This window comes from Pseudomonas sp. HS6-2, assembly GCF_049325675.2.
In the GTDB taxonomy this organism is placed as follows: Bacteria; Pseudomonadota; Gammaproteobacteria; order Pseudomonadales; family Pseudomonadaceae; genus Aquipseudomonas; species Aquipseudomonas putida_N.
The window spans coordinates 4,677,095-4,694,860 of record NZ_CM143906.1; the positions used below are offsets into that span (position 1 = coordinate 4,677,095).

General features: G+C 52.0%; 12 protein-coding genes. All 12 read left to right on the forward strand.

Annotation, left to right across the window (positions count from 1 at the left end; all coding sequences use genetic code 11):
• Positions 1-39 precede the first annotated feature (39 nt).
• The 12 genes from ACOKS3_RS21900 (at position 40) to rfbC (ending at position 17,735) form a co-directional block, all read left to right on the forward strand.
• The gene (locus ACOKS3_RS21900; RefSeq protein WP_422763052.1) at positions 40-2,514 is read left to right on the forward strand and encodes a glycosyltransferase family 2 protein; all 2,475 of its coding nucleotides are present in this window, start codon (positions 40-42) and stop codon (positions 2,512-2,514) included.
• A complete protein-coding gene (locus ACOKS3_RS21905) occupies positions 2,511-4,925 on the forward strand; it encodes a glycosyltransferase family 2 protein (protein ID WP_422763001.1) in 2,415 nt (804 codons plus the stop codon). Before ACOKS3_RS21900 ends, ACOKS3_RS21905 begins: the two co-directional genes overlap by 4 nt.
• A 79-nt stretch (positions 4,926-5,004) precedes the next feature.
• Positions 5,005-6,120, forward strand: a complete 1,116-nt coding sequence (locus ACOKS3_RS21910) for a hypothetical protein (protein WP_422763000.1) — start codon at positions 5,005-5,007, stop codon at positions 6,118-6,120.
• A 42-nt stretch (positions 6,121-6,162) separates the two neighbouring features.
• A complete protein-coding gene (locus ACOKS3_RS21915) occupies positions 6,163-8,061 on the forward strand; it encodes a glycosyltransferase family 2 protein (RefSeq protein ID WP_422762999.1) in 1,899 nt (632 codons plus the stop codon).
• A gap of 3 nt (positions 8,062-8,064) precedes the next feature.
• Positions 8,065-9,078, forward strand: coding sequence for a glycosyltransferase (locus tag ACOKS3_RS21920; protein ID WP_422762998.1), 1,014 nt, complete (start codon positions 8,065-8,067; stop codon positions 9,076-9,078).
• The gene (locus tag ACOKS3_RS21925; protein ID WP_422762997.1) at positions 9,075-10,241 is read left to right on the forward strand and encodes a nucleotide sugar dehydrogenase; all 1,167 of its coding nucleotides are present in this window, start codon (positions 9,075-9,077) and stop codon (positions 10,239-10,241) included. The genes ACOKS3_RS21920 and ACOKS3_RS21925 overlap by 4 nt, the downstream gene beginning before the upstream one ends.
• Positions 10,242-10,296: 55 nt before the next feature.
• Complete coding sequence (locus ACOKS3_RS21930) at positions 10,297-10,785, forward strand: hypothetical protein (RefSeq protein WP_422762996.1); 489 nt, start codon at positions 10,297-10,299, stop codon at positions 10,783-10,785.
• Positions 10,786-10,803: 18 nt separating this feature from the next.
• Complete coding sequence (locus ACOKS3_RS21935; protein WP_422762995.1) at positions 10,804-14,028, forward strand: glycosyltransferase; 3,225 nt, start codon at positions 10,804-10,806, stop codon at positions 14,026-14,028.
• Positions 14,029-14,293: 265 nt separating this feature from the next.
• Positions 14,294-15,394: a dTDP-glucose 4,6-dehydratase gene (gene rfbB, locus ACOKS3_RS21940; RefSeq protein ID WP_422762994.1), complete on the forward strand. Its 1,101-nt coding sequence runs from the start codon at positions 14,294-14,296 to the stop codon at positions 15,392-15,394.
• A complete protein-coding gene (gene rfbD / locus ACOKS3_RS21945) occupies positions 15,391-16,296 on the forward strand; it encodes a dTDP-4-dehydrorhamnose reductase (RefSeq protein WP_422762993.1) in 906 nt (301 codons plus the stop codon). Before rfbB ends, rfbD begins: the two co-directional genes overlap by 4 nt.
• 9 nt (positions 16,297-16,305) lie before the next feature.
• Positions 16,306-17,187, forward strand: coding sequence for a glucose-1-phosphate thymidylyltransferase RfbA (rfbA, locus tag ACOKS3_RS21950; RefSeq protein WP_422762992.1), 882 nt, complete (start codon positions 16,306-16,308; stop codon positions 17,185-17,187).
• Complete coding sequence (gene rfbC / locus ACOKS3_RS21955; protein ID WP_422762991.1) at positions 17,187-17,735, forward strand: dTDP-4-dehydrorhamnose 3,5-epimerase; 549 nt, start codon at positions 17,187-17,189, stop codon at positions 17,733-17,735. Before rfbA ends, rfbC begins: the two co-directional genes overlap by 1 nt.
• Positions 17,736-17,766: the final 31 nt, after the last annotated feature.

Sequence of the window (17,766 nt, forward strand, 5' to 3'; positions counted from 1 at the left end):
CTTATGTCCAGAATTCTTGACCATGGGCGCGAAACGCTCATGGACATCTTCCACCGCCATCGGCAAGCCAATGCGCATGACCTGGCGGCCGCCGCACTCGAGCGCGCCTTGCAGACCGCCGAGTACCGGCCGGAAGCCCAAGTATGGAAAGGCATCGCGGCCCTGCCGCAGGCGCCTGAGCTGGCCTTTTTGTTTTTCAGCAATGCCGCCCGGGCCTTGCCCGAACGCGCCGACATCCATGCCCTGATCGGTCGCAGCCTGCTAGCCCAGGGGCACAGCGCCCTGGCCTGCAAATACCTGACCACAGCGTGGCGCAAACAGCCCAATGAAGCGGCCATCCGCATGACCCTGTGGGAGGCCCGCAGCCAGGCGAATACGCCCGCCGAACTGCGCCGGATGATCCTCGCCTACCTGCCAGAAATCGCCTCCGGCAAAGAGCTGGCCTTGGTGCTCAAACTCCTGGCTGCGCAAGCTGACGCCCCGCGCACCGTCGGGGTGATGCGCTACGTCGAGGAACGCCGCGAGATCCATGGCTGGGCCATCGACCTGCGCAACCTGCAAGCGCCAGTCACCCTGCAACTGGAAGCCAACGGCGCCAAAGTTGCAACTACGGCCAGCGCCCCTCACCCGCTGCTGAGCGCCGCCGGCCTGCCTGCCACCCATGGCGGCATCCGTATCAGCGTGCCCAACCCGACAGCCGCCGTGCACGTGCGCTTCGCCGACGGCACTTCACTGCAGGGCAGCCCGGTGTACGCCATGCCGGCCCTGGTGCCGCCGCCTGCCGCAGGTGGTGGCGGCCTGGAACAACCGGTTGATGTGCTGATCCCGGTTTATGACGGCCTTGAAGAAACCCTCGAGTGCATCAACAGCGCCCTTGAAGCCCGCAAGCTTAACCGCACGCCCCACCGCTTGGTGGTGTTCGACGATGCCTCACCGCAGCCCAAGCTGACCAAGGCGCTGAAGGTGCTGGCGGCGAAAGGCAAGATCACCCTGGTGCAGAACGCCGTGAACCTCGGCTTCATCCGCACCATGAACCGCGCCATGGCCCTGAGCCCGAACAAGGACGTGGTGTGGCTGAACGCCGACACCCGCGTGCACGGCGCGTGGCTCGACCGCCTGCGCCAAGTGGCCTACAGCGCCGACGACATCGCCTCGGTCACACCCTTCACCAACAACGGCGAGCTGATGAGCTTCCCGCAGAGCCAGGTGTGCCATGATATGCCTAGCGCCAAGGCGCAGGCCGAGCTGGACGAACTGGCCCGCCAGGTGAATAGCCCACCGATGGAAATCGAGACCGGCTGCGGCTTCTGTCTGTACATCAAGCGCGCCGCGCTGGATGAGGTGGGCTACCTGGACGAAGTGCACCTGTCGCGCGGCTATGGCGAAGAAACCGACTGGTGCCTGCGCGCCCGCGAGCATGGCTGGCGGCACATGGGGGCACCCAACGTGTTCGTCGCGCACCAGGGCGGTATTTCGTTCGGTGCCGAAAAGATCATGCGCGTGGCGCACAACAATGCCATTTTGCGCAAACGCTACCCCGACGCCTCGGCGCGCTACAACGCCTTCATCCTGCGCGACCCGATCAAGCCGGCCCGGCAGGCGCTGCAACAGGCGCGCCTCGAACACCTGGCCAGCAAAGTGGCGAGCGAACAAAGCACCTGCTGGCCAGCGCACGCCGACAAGGCACTGTACATCCATGATGGCGCCAACAGCGGCGCCGACTTCAGCCTCAGCTACCACCGCGACAGCCATCGCACCTGGGCGATACTGTGCGCGCCCCTGCAACCGCTGCCACTGACCCTGGAGTTCGAGCTGCCGGACGGCTTCACCGAGTTGGTCGAGTGCCTACGCAAACTGCCGCTGCAGACGCTGGTGTTCAAGCAACTGGCACACTGCCCGGTGGCCCTGTTCGACCTGCCAGCGCGGCTGGAAATCCCATACCGCATCCTTTGCCAGGACGACCGCCTGCTCAGCCAGCAAAATGACTACGACTGGCAGCGGTTCGCCCGCAAAGCGGCCAGCGTGCAGCTGCCCTGGCAGGCTCTGCAGGTGACCTACGCCAGCGCACTGCCGGGCGCCCAATTTCTGATCCAAACCCGCCCGACAGACAACAGCGCACCGGCCGATAACCCGAAGGCCCTGCTGATCGGGGATAACCTGCGCGACGCCGACACCGCTCAGCGCTGGCTGAAACTAGCCCGGCACATCGGCCGCGAACAGTTGCCGATCCGATTGCTGGCCCATGGCGACAGCCCCTGGCTGAAGCAACTGAGAGCCACCGGGGCCGTTCACGACCTCCCTGAGCTCCGTGACTTCAGCCTGGCCGAGCGCGCCCAGGCGGCCGGCTGCGGCGGCGTGCTGAGCCTGGCCGAAAACCCCGGCAGCGACTGGGCCGCCTCGACCCTCGCGGACGAGCTGGCACTGCCGCTGTATGCCCCACCCGGCTTGCTGACAAACGAAGCCGGCGCAACCGCCCTCACCTCTTTGCCTTTTTCACCGAGCCCGGACCGATGACCCTACACCTCCTGGATCAACCACAGGCGGCGCAACAGCCCGTCATCCATCCCGCGTTCACCGGTGCCATCCTCGGCCTGCAGGGTGACGTGCTGCATGGCTGGGCCATGAACAACACGCAGCCAGAGCAACGCCTGGCCATCGAGGTGTTCATCGACGGCGCCAGTGTCGCCCTCGTTCGCGCCGACCAGTACGAGCCACAGGCGCTGGCCGGTGACCAGTTCCATGGTTTTGTCGTGCAGTTGCGCCAGAGCTGGCTCGATGAAGCGCGGGTCATCACCGCGCAAATCGCCAATCAGGGATATTCCCTGGAAGGCCAGGTGTTGCTGCCCTCCGCACCCAGCCAGGACAGCGCTTCCATTGCCTCGCAGGTCTGGCACACCGGCGGCCTGCGGGTGGGCGGTTGGTGCTGGGACCCTCAGGCACCGCGCCGGCATGTGCAAGTGACGATACGAGAAGGCAATCAGGTAGTGGGCCAAGGCACATGCAACGTGCATAACCAGGCGCTGGCGTACCGGGCGACCAGTGACCACGGGTTTGCCATCGATCTGCCTTGGGAGTTGGCCGACGGCAAACTGCATGTGCTGGATGTGGTCAACGACCTGGGCCAGCCGCTGGCGGGCAGCCCGATCCGTCTGTGCATCTGGCCGGAGGGTGTGGAAGGCCTGATCAAGAAGCTCGCCCCCACCCATGATGCGCCGACGCTGGAGCTGCTGACCGCAGTCGCCAATGAACAAAGCTTGCGCTTGCCGAAGAGCGCCGGCTGGGAGAGCTACCCCCAGTGGTTTGAGGCCTTCCAGCGCCTGGACGAAAAGGACACCCCTGCCCTGCAGGGCAAGCTTGGTCTGCTGCTGATCAGCGAAGGTGATAAAGCCCTGGAACACATCAGCCTGGCGAGCCTGGGTGCCAACCGCGCCGATGTCCATGATCTGGCCATTGCACCATCGACAGATCTGGCAACGGCAATTGCACAGCTGCTTTCGGCAGGGTGCGATCGCATCTTGCCGATGCACGCTGGTGATCGCTTGACACCGCTCGCTCTGCCGCACCTTAGCGCCTTGCTTGATGAGGGCAGTGCCTGGGCATTCGCTGACTGTGATCGCGACGGCCCTCAGGGCGAGCGCAGCCTGCCTTGGCTGAAACCGGTGTGGGACATCGATTTGTTCATTGGCGCAGATATCTTCAGCCCGGGGGTGATCTTCGGTGCAGACATCGTAGAAGCGGCCATGACGCTGCTGGAAGCTCGCGCTGATCAACCCTCCATCGGCTGGCACGATTTGCTCGCAGGCGTGGCACTCGCCACTGAAAACAGTGAAGCGAGGGTTACGCACTTGCCTCGCGTGCTTTATCACCGTGCCAGCCGTACACCGGCCAGCCCAGAGCAGGCTGAGCCATCGCCGCAACGTTTATGTGCAGTCGAGTGGTTGTGCGAGGCGCTGGCACCGGGCGCTTCGGTAAGCCGCGTACCGGATTATCCGGCACTGCTGAGGGTTCACTGGCCATTGCCGCAGAAGTTGCCACGGGTGAGCCTGATCGTACCGACAAGGGATCAGTACAAGCTTTTGCACGCCTGTATCGAAGGGCTGCTCAACGACACCGATTACCCTGAACTTGAAATCATCGTTGTCGACAACCAGTCCAGCGATCCCGCTACCTTGGCGTATTTCGAGGATATCAAGACGCGGGGAGTGAGCGTTCTGGAGCACCCTTACCCGTTCAACTATTCCACCATTAACAATCGTGCGGCAAGCATTGCGACTGGCGAGTTGATTGGTTTGGTGAACAACGATATCGAGATCATCGAGGGTGACTGGCTTAAGGAAATGGTAGCTCAACTGCATCATTCTGGAGTAGGCGCTGTAGGTGCAAAACTCCTGTGGCCAAACCGCATGGTGCAACACGGCGGTGTGGTAGTAGGCATCAACGGCTTGGCTGCGCATGCTGGCAACACTCTGGAGCAGCGCGACGCAGGTTATCTCGGTATGAATCAGGTAACGCGACGACAAAGCGCAGTTACTGCAGCTTGCCTGCTGCTTAACAGGTCCGTATTTGATGGTATCGGCGGCCTAGACGATCTTGCGTTCCCAGTGGCATTCAATGACGTAGACCTTTGCCTTCGCGTAAAAGCACTTGGGTATCATCTGATATGGACCCCTTTTGCCGAACTGATACATGCCGAATCGGCCAGTCGGGGTAAAGATGTCAGTGCGGAGCGCCGTGCGCGTGCCAATCGGGAACAGGATGAGTTTATCCACCGTTGGACACTTGCGAACGACACAGACCAACACTATCACCCAGCCCTGAGTCATGATTATCTGAGCGGCCCATATGGAGGCTTAGCAATGCCTCCGGTGAGGGTAGCGGCTCGATCCAACGTGCAAGCGAAGCCCAGGAGCAACGCTCAGAATTAAACAATAGCCAATATAATCGAACACACGGCACTACCGCCCATTAGCACACGCTGATAAGAACTTTGCTCGGACGCACCCAATGTCAAAAACCTCTAGAACTGCTAAAACTCCAAAACCTGCAAGCACTACAAAGACGACAAGCACAGCAAAGTCTAAAAGCACGACAAAAGCTTCAAGAGCAGTGCAAGCCGAACAAGGCGTGAATAATAGCGTAGCCGGTCATCTTGACTACATTGAAGACGGTTATGCCTATGGGTGGGCACTCAATCCATCAACGCCCCTCGACCGCGTTTATGTTGACATTCTTTGCGATGGCGAAGTTGTAGGGCATGGGCTCGCCGATCAGTTCCGTCAAGACTTATTGGACGCAGGGATTGGCGACGGTAACCATATGTTTGCAGTCAAACTCTCCTATGAGCTCTACGATGCCCAGCCACACACCCTGACGGCTCGAAATGCAAGCAACCATCTGATCTTATCCGGGCCGACAAAAACATTCGGCCCTAGTTCAAATCCCTTGCCCTACCCATTGATTAGACGCGCTGAAGGCCTGGAACTGCTTTCGGTGAATTTCAAACGGATCAGCGGCAGGCTCAGCAACGAGCAAATGGTAAATATTACCAAGGCCTACCAGATTGGCTGCAGGCTCCAGGAGACCAGTCAGTATTCTGAAGCGCGCTATGTGTGGGAATCCATCATCAAGCTCACCGGGCCTGATGCCTTCCTGATCTGCAAAACTGCTGAAACGCATCTGCTTGAAGATCAGTTCTCACTTGCACTCAGTACTTATAAAAAAGCGGCAGAAACTGATCTGCTATTTGGATGGGCGCACTTGGGCATAGCCACCTGCCACCGCCTGCTCGGCAATACATGCGAAGCAGAAGACGCGACTGACTTCGCTGCTGGCCTATCAGACCAATGTGAATCACTGAAATCGCACATAAAAACCGCCATTTCACTTTTATTGCCCATAAAAGTTGATCGCTTGAATCAGGCAGATAAGCTTGACGAATCCATACAGCTGCTGACTCGGCACTTGCTTGACGATCCAGGAAATACGTATGCCGTAGAAAAGCTGGGGTCTATTTTTGCTCAAAGGCTACCACACGCTGGCAGTGAAAGAACGCAACAAATTCTTGTGTCTCACCAGATCGCAGTAAGCCTTCTGGAAAGCACACTAAACACATGTATTTAAAACTTTCGCCACCTTGTAACCTTGCTCATCCAGGTCCCAATCATGACTAGTAAACTGAATATCGAGCACCTTGAAGAGCGCAGAGCTCGCTTGGGCGCAATCGGCGCCTTAGACTTCCTGATCGATCATCAGCGCAAAAAACGAAGCGGCTCATCCTATCCGATAAATTATGTGCCCTTCAAGACAACAGCTATTAAAGTAGACAAGGATCTGTCGCGCTTCAAGAAAATCCCTAGCAATTTTCCAATCACGGAACCTCTTGCCCCTTTACGCGGACTGGCCAATGACTACTCTCCTCTCGAAAAGCATATTGACCAAGACCCTAGAAGTAACAACGTAAAGGCATCCATTGTTATCCTTACCTACAACAGAATTGAGCCACTTAGAAAAACCCTGGCTGGCCTGGTAAGACAAAGCTATCCCGCAAACCTGTTTGAAGTCATCGTCACAGATGATGGCAGCAGCCAAACAACAATGGAAGTCATCAAAGAGTTCTCTGAACTTCTAGACATCAAATACGTCTGGCATAAAGATGTAGGTTTCACAGCCGCTGCCGCGAGAAACAACGGGATCCACGTCGCACGCAATGAGCTGATTGTCTTGCTCGATGTTGATATGTTCCCGTCGCAGGACCTTGTATTAAATTACGCAAAGTGGTGGAAGAACCTGGACCGAGCTGTGTTGATCGGCCCGCGCAAATATATTGATTTGAGCGAAACCACCCCTGACGAAATCATCGAACGTCACGACCTTGAGGAGGGTTTCCGCGAGATCGTTACGAACAATACTGTTGCCGGAAAAATTCAAGGGCAGCACTCCGTCGACTGGCGACTGGAAATATTCGAACGTACGCAAAGTTTGCGCACAGAATCGGTGCCCTTCCGAACATTTGCCAGTGGCAACGTTGCGTTTTCAAAGAAAAGTTTCGAATCGATCGGTGGATTCGATGAACGCTTCAACTCCTGGGGTTTTGAGGACACCGAACTTGGCTTCCGATTCTTCAACACGGGTAAGTACATTGTGCCAATCATGGGTGCGATGGCTTATCACCAAGAACCTGAGGGTGGTGAGAATGAAACCGACCGGAGCGCAGGTAAAGAAGTAAGTGGAGAACTATTTGGGAATATTTGTCCTTACTACCGCCACTTGATCACAAATAAAAAAGAAACCTACCCTGTACCCAAGGTTTCAATCTATATACCAGCCTACAACTGCGCCGACACTATTTGCGATGCGATTCACAGCGCCCTCAATCAGACCTTTACAGATCTTGAGGTTTGCATTTGCGACGACGGCTCTACCGATGAAACACCGCAGGTATTGGAGAGGTACTTCTCGAACAATCCGCGCGTTCGTTGGGTCCGTCAAGAAAATGGTGGTATCGGTAAGGCATCAAATACTGCCCTCAGCCTCTGCCGTGGTATTTATATTGGGCAACTTGATAGCGATGACTATCTGGCAAGCGATGTCGTCGAGAAGTGCGTAGCTGTGCTGGACAAAAACCCTGACACTGGCTTGGTTTATACAAGCTACGAAAACGAATATCCAGACGGCCGTATAGAGCAAGGTTATAACTATCCTGTCTTTACGCGAGAAAAAATGCTGACTGCGATGATCGCGCATCATTTCAGAATATTTAAAAAGCGCTACTGGCATCGAACCACTGGATTTAACGAGCGAGTGAGAAATGCCGTGGACTACGACATGTATCTAAAGCTATGCGAAGTATCTGAAGCCGTACACTTGAATATAATCGGCTATCGGCGCCGACTTCATGGACAGAACACATCACTTGTTAACTTCGGCGAGCAAATGAAAAACACTGCAGTGGTTGTAAACTCATCAATGAAACGATTGGGAATCCAGCTTGAAGCGCGACTTGAAAGTGAAAGCGCATCCAAACTCAACTACCAACAACTGCCACATGCAACGAGTGTTTAACATATGAAAAAGCATATATTCATAGCCATTAGGTACTCCATTCTCCAAAAAAACAGCGCTGCATGGCGTGCTACTGAATCCAGCTTTGAGGAGTACGCTGCTAAAATCCTGCACCCTGATCGGCTGGACATTCGAGAAAATACGTTCGAGTATATCACTCTGCAGTCTCTTTGCAATCAGACCATCAATAACAGCGATGTAACCTATTCTGTATTGATCATGATTTCTGACATTTTACCTGAGGATAGAGTCAATCGCCTAAAACGGGCAATTGACTTGGCAAACACCACAAAAGTCAATTTCGATATTGTTAAAATCGATTCTGGGACTGATCAAACCTTTGATCACATCAATATCAACGAGGCTATTAAATCGCATATTCGCCGTCACCTAGAAGGCGCAAATGATACAGTCATCGCTACTGTCCGCTTAGACGATGACGATGGCCTCAGCGAAAATTATATTGAAAAGCTCAGCACTCACATGCGGTCGGGCTTGACAGGATATGCTGTATCTTTTGCTTACGGCATTGAGGGTTATTGGGACACCTTAAACAACGAAGTCAGCGACCTCAGACATAGCTACTTCCCTAAGTGCGCACAAGGACTTGCTTACATCAACGAATATTCATCATTGGCCGGCCTAAAAGACAGCAAGACTATACACGTTTACAATCTCGGCAACCACATGAAGATAGATGAAACCTATCCAACTATCATTGAAGCAATTGAGCCAATGTTTTTCCGCACACTGAGTTCCACTAACGACTCGGTAGGTTCGCCATATCACAGAAATATGCCACTGATAAACGGCAGAAATTCCATTTCGCAGTTCAACTACATCGAAAGACTCTACAAGAAGCATCAGTTGCCAGAGCATGAGGACACTATTTCTCTAGAAATATGCAAGTCCAGCAGCCCTTGGAGCGCGCTCATTAAACATTTGAACAATCGAATTCAATTGCGCGAAAAACAAATCCGCGAATTAACTGCTCGTCTCAATGGTGAAACGCTTTGAAAATTGCAATTGCTGGTACTGGATATGTGGGAATGTCTAATGCTGTTCTTCTCGCTCAGCACAATGAGGTTGTGGCCTACGATCTTCTACTAGACCGAGTTGAGGCAATAAACGCGAGACGTTCTCATCTTGAAGATGCGTGTCTTCGCGAATATCTAAGCACGAAGGCGCTTAACCTAAGGGCCACTCAAGCCAAAGAAGAAGCTTATGACGGAGCAGATTTTGTCGTAATCGCCACTCCCACAGACTACGACCCCAATACCAACTTCTTCGACACGTCTTCTGTTGAGGCAGTTGCACGCGATATAACAGCCATTAACCCCGCAGCAACGATCGTGATCAAATCGACTGTACCTGTAGGGTTTACCGATAGACTAGTTAGTGAAACTGGAAATCCCAACATTATATTTTCGCCTGAGTTCTTGCGAGAAGGCAAAGCACTTCATGACAACCTCTACCCTTCCAGAATTGTGATTGGAAGCACCTCAGAAAATGGAAAGTTGTTCGGCGAACTTCTGGCGCAAGGTGCTTTGAAAGAAAGAATTGATGTCTTGCATACCCACTCCAGCGAGGCAGAAGCGATCAAGCTTTTCGCCAACACTTATCTCGCTATGCGAGTAGCTTACATAAACGAACTTGATACTTACGCAGAAGTGCACAACCTTGATGCACGGCAAATTATTGAAGGTGTCGGATTGGACCCTCGTATCGGCAACCATTATCAAAACCCTTCATTTGGCTATGGCGGATATTGCTTACCTAAGGACACCAAGCAACTACTGGCCAACTACCGGGACGTGCCAAACAACCTTATTGCTGCCATTGTAGACGCCAACCGCACGCGAAAGGATTTTATTGCCGACTCAATCCTTAGCAAAAACCCAAAAACCGTTGGAATTTATCGCCTCACTATGAAAAAGGGCTCCGACAACTTTAGAACTGCCTCTATCCAAGGTGTCATGAAGCGTCTTAAGGCTAAAGGAGTAAATATTGTGGTATATGAGCCAGCCCTTGCTGAGCACACTTACTTCAACTCAGAAGTGTTGACCGACTTACAGAAGTTCAAGAGCACTTCCGACATTATTGTCGCCAACCGCTGGGACGACGACATCGTGGATATAAAGGAAAAGGTTTATACGCGAGACCTTTTTGGTCGCGATTGATCATTGAGTGAATGCCAATCGCCATTCCGCCCTATACTCAATTTTGCGAGCTCATATGAATTCCACTACCAGCCTTCAACAAATCATTTCCGTCCTCCAAGCAGCGGAACGCGATTTAGCAAACGCTCAAATAAAATCCAGCAAAGATAGCCAAGCAGGTAACGACAGCTATCATTCGCCCAACCAAGCTTCTAACACACAACTGTCCGAACTAAAGCTTAACAACGACAGGCTGAATGCAAACATAGCCTCTTTGGAGAGCAAAATAAATATTACATCAACGGAAATTTCAAGTCTTAAATCTGAGAACAGCAAATTAGCGCAAGACCTTTACGAAATCAAAAAAGAAAACACAAACAAATCCACCGAAAATATAGCGCTCAGCAATGAAAACGAAATGCTAATTGAAAAACTTTTACAAGTACAAGACGAATTAGAAACTTACTATTTAGATAAGCTCGCACTTGAAGAAGCACTTACCAAATCTCAAAAACTGATCGATAGTGCAAGACACACAATCAACAGCTTGAAAAAATCTCATTGACCTGACTGGTATTGGAGCATGAAAAGTTCTTTCGACCCTACCTGGTACCTTCAACAGTACCCTGACGTCGCTTATTCGCAGATGGATCCATTTACTCACTACGAGCATCATGGCCGGCTTGAGGGCCGCTATCCGCGCGCTTTAATTGCGAAAGGATTGGAAGATAAGTTGTGGGGTGGCTTTGCTCAGCGCGCTGAAACAGACCTGCTCTTACTAACTAAGAACTCTTATGTTCCCCGTGAAGAATTTTATTATGCTTGCTGGGCACTTGCGCGCTGGTATGCGAGCAGTTGCGACTGGAGTAAATCAAAAAAATATCTAAGTCTTCTCGACAATGACTCACCTAGATTCATTCCTGATAGAGGCGTCAAAATCCTAAAACTGCAAGCAGCCTGCATGTCAAAGGATGAGGCGACACTAAGTGCTGAAGTCAAGAAGCATCACAATATTACTCCACTCGACCATAACATTTCACTAGCACTTGCCAGCGTCACAAACTGCCCGCATTGCCTGCAAAACAGATCACAACATTGCGAAAAAGTTGAGATTCTAAACGAGATTTATAAAGCTGCAAATCTCTCCCATATCTCTTTGATTTATAAGTGCAACCCTGCTTCTATTGATAATATTCGCAGCCATAAGGCTGAGCGCAGCAGGTTTGGGGATGCTAAAATCAGCATCATAATGCCAGCATACAACGCTGCAGACTTCATTGAAACCGCGATCAATAGCATATTAAGCCAAACCTGGGGCAATATCGAAGTATTAGTTGTTAATGATTGCAGCATCGACGACACCTCTAAAGTCGTCCAGCGCTTGCAGGCATCTGATAGCCGAATAAGTTTAATAGAACACCTAGAGAGACAAGGCGCCTATAAAGCCAGAAATACCGCATTAAAATATGTAACCGGTGATTACATTGCCAACCACGACGCTGATGATTGGTCACACCCTCAACGCTTAGAAATTATGATGCAGACTTTGCATTCATCAGATGGCAATGTTGCAGTCATTGCCGACTGGGTACGGACAACTAAAGACCTTAACTTTATAACGCCCCGCATTGAAGACTCGCTAATAGACCCTAGCGTATCTACAATTTTATTCAAAAGATCAGTTCTTTCCAACACTGGCGGCTGGGACAATGTAAAAGTCGCCGCCGACAGCGAATTCTTTGAAAGAATCAAGCACATATATGGGGAATGCTCTGTAGTTCGGTCTCTCCCGGGAGTACCATTGGTCATCGCTCGCCATGTTGACAGCTCATTGACCAACCTGAGTACCACTCATTGGCGTACAGATTTTTACGGATTGAGAAAAAACTATCGCCAAGCATACACTGCATGGCATAAGCGCACTTTGCTCGCTGACCTAAAAATAGCGCCTGACACTCCTCGCAGCTTCCCATCTCCGCCCGGAAACCTTTACACCCCCGTTACGCTGAAATATGACTTCATTTTAATGGGCAGCTTCTCCAATACCCATAAAGATGCGTTGGCAATTCACCGCCTTGTAATGAAGCTTCTGAATCAAGGGAAGCTGATAGGATTGTTTCACTGGCCTAATTATAATGCGGAAGCTCTTGAGGAAATCGAAGACACTTATCTCGACCTCTCCGCGCAAGGGATTCTTTCTATAATTGACTGCAACGAGCACTTGGAGACCAACTACAACATAGTACTTGAAAAATCTTATCTGGCCAACCCTTTAAGCTCACTACCTTCAATCAAGTTTGGTCGATGCCTACTAAAGAACCCAGATGACTCATGTGCTTTCATTGACAAGCTTTCTTCCGACTTTCTTGATGATGCGAACATCGTCAACGATTCAGGTTATTTCTGGCCTGAGTGGTACCTCACAACAAATATTGATGTCAGGTCAAGTGGCCAAGACCCTTTGACTCATTATTTGAAGCACGGAATACATGAGGGTCGTGATCCGAGTCCACATTTTATAGAAGAACTCTATCTTCAGAGATTTCCTGGGCTTAAGCAATTCGCCTTTCCACCTTTCCTACATTACATCAAGTTTGGGCGACACGTAGGTCATAGCCTTCTGAATCCTGTCATTGCCGGAAAAAAAGATAGAATCAGCGATCGGCCTACCATCCTTGTCGCTGCACATGCGGCGGGCGCCACGATATTCGGAGCCGAGCGCTGCCTCATAGATGTCTTGCTCAGATTCGAAGAGCTTGAATATAATATCATCATTACTTCACCCAATGCTGTGAATGCCCGCTACATAGAAGAACTAAGAAACCTTGCCCTAAAAGTCATTATTATCCCTTGCCGCCCATGGCATAGCGCCAGCGACACTGGCAACTGGGCGGTCGATCGGTTCTGTTCGGTTATTGATGACGAGCGCATTGATTTTGTTCTTGCAAATACGATAATGCAGAGAGAACCTATCATCGCAGCGAGAAGCAAAAGCATTCCAAATGCTATTTACGTCCATGAATCTCCCGCGCATGATAAGGAACTATCATCTACAATTGGTTTGCCTGCAGAAGAAATAATGCGAGAAGTATCTAACCTAGCAGATAATCTATTTTATACTTCGAAGTATGCCGCTGAAAACTTCAATACTGAAGATAATCCACTCATCATCAGCAACATAATAGACGCGAATACATTTGACTTGCCCGCCCCTCCTACCGCGAACAAAGTCATCTTCGGCTTAATAAGCAGCAATACAGAAAAAAAGGGCATTCTAGACCTACTAAAAATAGCAAAATCTGTAGAGACCAGCACTCCAAACGCTCAATTTCTGATCATTGGCCCTGAAACGGACCTGATCCGATCGTTAAAAAACAGCAAAGACAACCACACAATTAGCAAGAACATAGTTTTCGCCGGATATATGACCGATTCAGTGACCGCGATTTCGCATGTGAACGTAGTTTTAAATCTCTCGCATTGCCAAGAAACATTTGGCAGAACGGTATTAGAAGGAATGGCAGCTAGACGACCCGTGATCGCATACGCATGGGGCGCGATACCGGAACTAGTTCAAGATAATTTTTCTGGATACTTGGTTCAGCCACTAGATACCAACGCAGTAGCCGATCGAGTATCGTACCTGAGCGGGTCTATCAGTGAGATCCAGCGACTTGGCGAAAACGGAAGAGCCCACGCACAGAAACTATTCTCACCAGAAGTTATGCGCTCCCAACTCTCCCGCGCATTAAACCACTTGATCAATCCACCTGAAAACCTCGACGAACTGCTAAAGAAAGAGCTGTAAACTCGAGTATCGATTGTATGTCGAGCACGCCGAAATACCGAAACCTTGTACTCATCATTATCCGATATCGGCCCGCACCTATAAGGTGGCGGGCCTACCTCAAGCATCTAGTGGATGCTGTGTTGGCTTGCCATTCAGAACGCCACATCTCAGACCCGCATGTTTTTCAGCAACAAAAAAAATTACCTGCTACCATTAACTCATTCTGTAACCACGGTGCTCGTGTGTGGTTGTATACTCTAAAAGCTTCTAATGAGGAATCAAGATGATTTTTGTTACCGGTGGCGCCGGTTTCATCGGCTCAAATTTCGTATTACATTGGTTTGCGCAGAATGAAGAGCCCGTCTTGAATTTAGACGCGCTGACCTACGCAGGAAACCTCAACAATTTAACCTCACTTGCGAACAATTCGAATCATCATTTCATTCGAGGCAACATCTGTGACTCGACACTTCTGAATCGCCTTTTCAATGAGTACTCTCCTCGAGCTGTGGTGCATTTTGCTGCCGAATCGCATGTAGATCGCTCAATCTCAAGTCCGGAAAGTTTTGTACAGACGAACGTCATGGGCACATTCCGCCTGCTGGAAGCAGCCCGCAGCTATTGGAGCAGTTTACAGCCCCCAGAAAAAGATGGCTTCCGCTACTTACATGTTTCAACAGATGAAGTCTACGGTACACTGCTACCTAATGATGCCGCGTTCACCGAGAAAACACCTTACGCCCCTAATAGTCCATATTCCGCAAGCAAGGCAGCGAGTGATCATTTGGTTCGCTCGTATTTCCACACTTACGAAATGCCTGTCTTGACAACCAATTGCTCCAATAATTACGGTCCATTCCACTTCCCAGAAAAACTGATCCCACTCATGATCGTCAATGCTTTAGCAGGCCAAACGCTCCCCATCTATGGTGACGGCCAACAAATTCGAGACTGGCTGTACGTCGAGGATCACTGCTCAGGAATCCGTCGAGTACTTGAAGCCGGTACTTGTGGTGAGACCTATAATATTGGCGGCTGGAACGAGAAAGCCAATATCGATATCGTTCGTACCCTGTGTACGCTGCTCGATGAATTAGCACCCGCCAATGACCGCTCAGTGATCAACCAAAAGACTGGTGCACCGGTCCAGCACTATGCCGAGCTGATCACTTATGTCCCGGATCGCCCTGGCCACGACCGCCGTTATGCGATCGATGCGCGCAAGATTGAACGCGAGCTTGGCTGGAAACCTGCGGAAACTTTTGACACAGGAATCCGCAAGACCGTGGAATGGTATTTGAACAACCAGCAGTGGGTCGCTGGCGTCATGGATGGCAGCTACCGTGACTGGGTAGCGCAGCAGTATGGCTCGAAAAAAACGTGAAAATTCTGCTTTTAGGTAAAAATGGCCAGGTAGGCTGGGAACTGCAACGTTCACTGGCCCCGCTTGGCCATCTAATTGCGTTGGATCGCCAGGGGTGCTTGGACCTGAGTGGCGATCTTACGGATTTGGATGCGTTGGCAGCGACTATTCGTGCGTTGAAGCCTGACATTATCGTCAATGCCGCCGCGTACACCGCGGTAGACAAAGCAGAAAGCGAAGCTGCGTTGGCCGCACGGATAAACGCCGAAGCACCTGGAGTATTGGCACGCCAAGCCGCAGCGATTGGCGCTTGGTTGATCCATTACTCCACCGATTATGTCTTCGATGGCAGCGGTTCAAGCCGATGGCAGGAAAATGCGCCAACCAACCCCCTTTCGGTCTATGGCCGCACCAAACGCGATGGCGAGGTGGCTATCCTAGATAGCAGAGCCCGTGCGGTGATACTTCGTACCAGTTGGGTGTATGCGGCTCGCGGCCAGAATTTCGCCAAGACCATGCTACGCCTGGCCAAGGAACGCGAAGCCCTCAATGTGGTGGCCGATCAGTTCGGTGCTCCAACCGGCGCAGGGCTGATAGCGGACGTAACGTGCCATATCATCAGGCACATCTTCAGCCGTGAGGAGGCGAGCTCGCTTGCTGGTATTTACAACCTGGCGGCAGCGGGTGAAACCAACTGGCATGGCTATGCTCAGTTCGTACTCCAGCATGCGAGCCGTCATGGCTGTGCACTGCGGTTCGCTGCGGACCAAGTCGGCGCGATCCGCGCCGAGGATTATCCAGTTCCCGCTTCCAGGCCGCGCAACTCGCGCCTGGATTTGTCTAAAATCGAAAAGGCATTCAATCTCAGAATGCCGCCTTGGCAACAGGGTGTTCAACATATGCTGGATGAAATCCAGCTTTAAGGACCCTTTATGGCGCGCAAAGGAATTATTCTGGCAGGAGGCTCGGGCACCCGCCTGCACCCCGCCACCTTGTCCGTATCGAAACAGTTGTTACCGGTATACGACAAACCCATGATCTACTACCCGCTCAGTACGCTGCTGCTGGCAGGTATCCGCGACATTCTGATCATTTCCACCCCGCAGGACACGCCACGCTTCGAGCAACTGCTCGGCGATGGCAGCCAATGGGGTTTGAATCTGTCCTACGCCGTACAGCCCAGTCCGGACGGGCTGGCACAGGCGTTCACTATCGGTGCCGATTTCATTGGCAACGATACGTCAGCGTTGGTACTGGGCGACAATATCTTCTACGGCCATGACTTCCAGGCACTGCTGCTAAATGCCGATAGCCGACAGGCAGGTGCATCAGTTTTTGCCTATCACGTGCATGATCCGGAACGTTACGGCGTGGCAGAGTTCGACCAGGCCGGCCGGGTGCTTTCGATTGAAGAAAAGCCCAAAAAACCGAAATCCAGCTATGCGGTTACCGGGTTGTACTTCTATGACAACCAAGTGGTAGACCTTGCCAAGCAGCTGAAACCGTCGGCCCGCGGCGAACTGGAGATCACCGACCTCAACAACCTGTATCTCGATCAGCAGCAACTGCATGTCGAAATCATGGGCCGCGGCTATGCATGGCTCGATACTGGTACTCACGACAGCCTGCTAGATGCCAGCCAGTACATTGCCACCATGGAGCGTCGCCAAGGTTTGAAAGTCGCCTGTCCTGAAGAGATTGCCTATCGTTCGGGATGGATCAGTGCCGAGCAGGTTGAACGCCTGGCTCAGCCTTTGCTGAAAAATGGTTACGGGCAATACCTGCTGAATCTGCTTGAGGTAAGAGTTTTCTGATGCATGCCATTCCTTTAGCCATCCCCGACGTTTTCCTGTTTACCCCGAAGGTGTTCGGCGATGAGCGTGGCTTCTTCTACGAAAGCTTCAATGCCAACATCTTCAGCGAAGTCACCGGCCAGCGCCCCGAGTTCGTTCAGGACAACCATTCGCGCTCGGTGAAGGGCGTCCTGCGCGGCCTGCATTACCAAATGCCGCCACACGCCCAAGGTAAACTGGTGCGCGTGATCCAGGGCGAAGTGTTCGACGTTGCGGTAGATATTCGTCGCTCCTCCCCCACGTTTGGTAAATGGGTTGGCGCAATCCTTTCCGCTGAAAACAAGAGCCAGATGTGGATTCCTCCAGGATTCGCGCACGGCTTCGTCACCCTGAGTGATACCGCCGAGTTCCTGTACAAGACCACCGATTTCTACTCGCCTCGCAGCGAGCGCTGCATTGCCTGGAATGACCCGGCAATCGCGATCGAGTGGCCGATCGACTTTACTCCAAGCTTGTCTGGCAAGGATCAGCTCGGGGTGGCACTGGCTGACGCCGAACTGTTCGACTGATGATGTGAACGAGGCTGCGCACTACCATCGC

Excerpts from the sequence above, each read along its gene's own strand:
- ACOKS3_RS21915 (WP_422762999.1), top strand. The coding sequence starts at position 6,163 with ATGACTAGTAAACTGAATATCGAGCACCTTGAAGAGCGCAGAGCTCGC.
- ACOKS3_RS21905 (WP_422763001.1), top strand. The coding sequence starts at position 2,511 with ATGACCCTACACCTCCTGGATCAACCACAGGCGGCGCAACAGCCCGTC.
- ACOKS3_RS21900 (WP_422763052.1), top strand. The coding sequence starts at position 40 with ATGGACATCTTCCACCGCCATCGGCAAGCCAATGCGCATGACCTGGCG.
- rfbA (WP_422762992.1), top strand. The coding sequence starts at position 16,306 with ATGGCGCGCAAAGGAATTATTCTGGCAGGAGGCTCGGGCACCCGCCTG.
- ACOKS3_RS21910 (WP_422763000.1), top strand. The coding sequence starts at position 5,005 with ATGTCAAAAACCTCTAGAACTGCTAAAACTCCAAAACCTGCAAGCACT.
- ACOKS3_RS21935 (WP_422762995.1), top strand. The coding sequence starts at position 10,804 with ATGAAAAGTTCTTTCGACCCTACCTGGTACCTTCAACAGTACCCTGAC.
- ACOKS3_RS21930 (WP_422762996.1), top strand. The coding sequence starts at position 10,297 with ATGAATTCCACTACCAGCCTTCAACAAATCATTTCCGTCCTCCAAGCA.
- rfbC (WP_422762991.1), top strand. The coding sequence starts at position 17,187 with ATGCATGCCATTCCTTTAGCCATCCCCGACGTTTTCCTGTTTACCCCG.
- rfbB (WP_422762994.1), top strand. The coding sequence starts at position 14,294 with ATGATTTTTGTTACCGGTGGCGCCGGTTTCATCGGCTCAAATTTCGTA.
- ACOKS3_RS21920 (WP_422762998.1), top strand. The coding sequence starts at position 8,065 with ATGAAAAAGCATATATTCATAGCCATTAGGTACTCCATTCTCCAAAAA.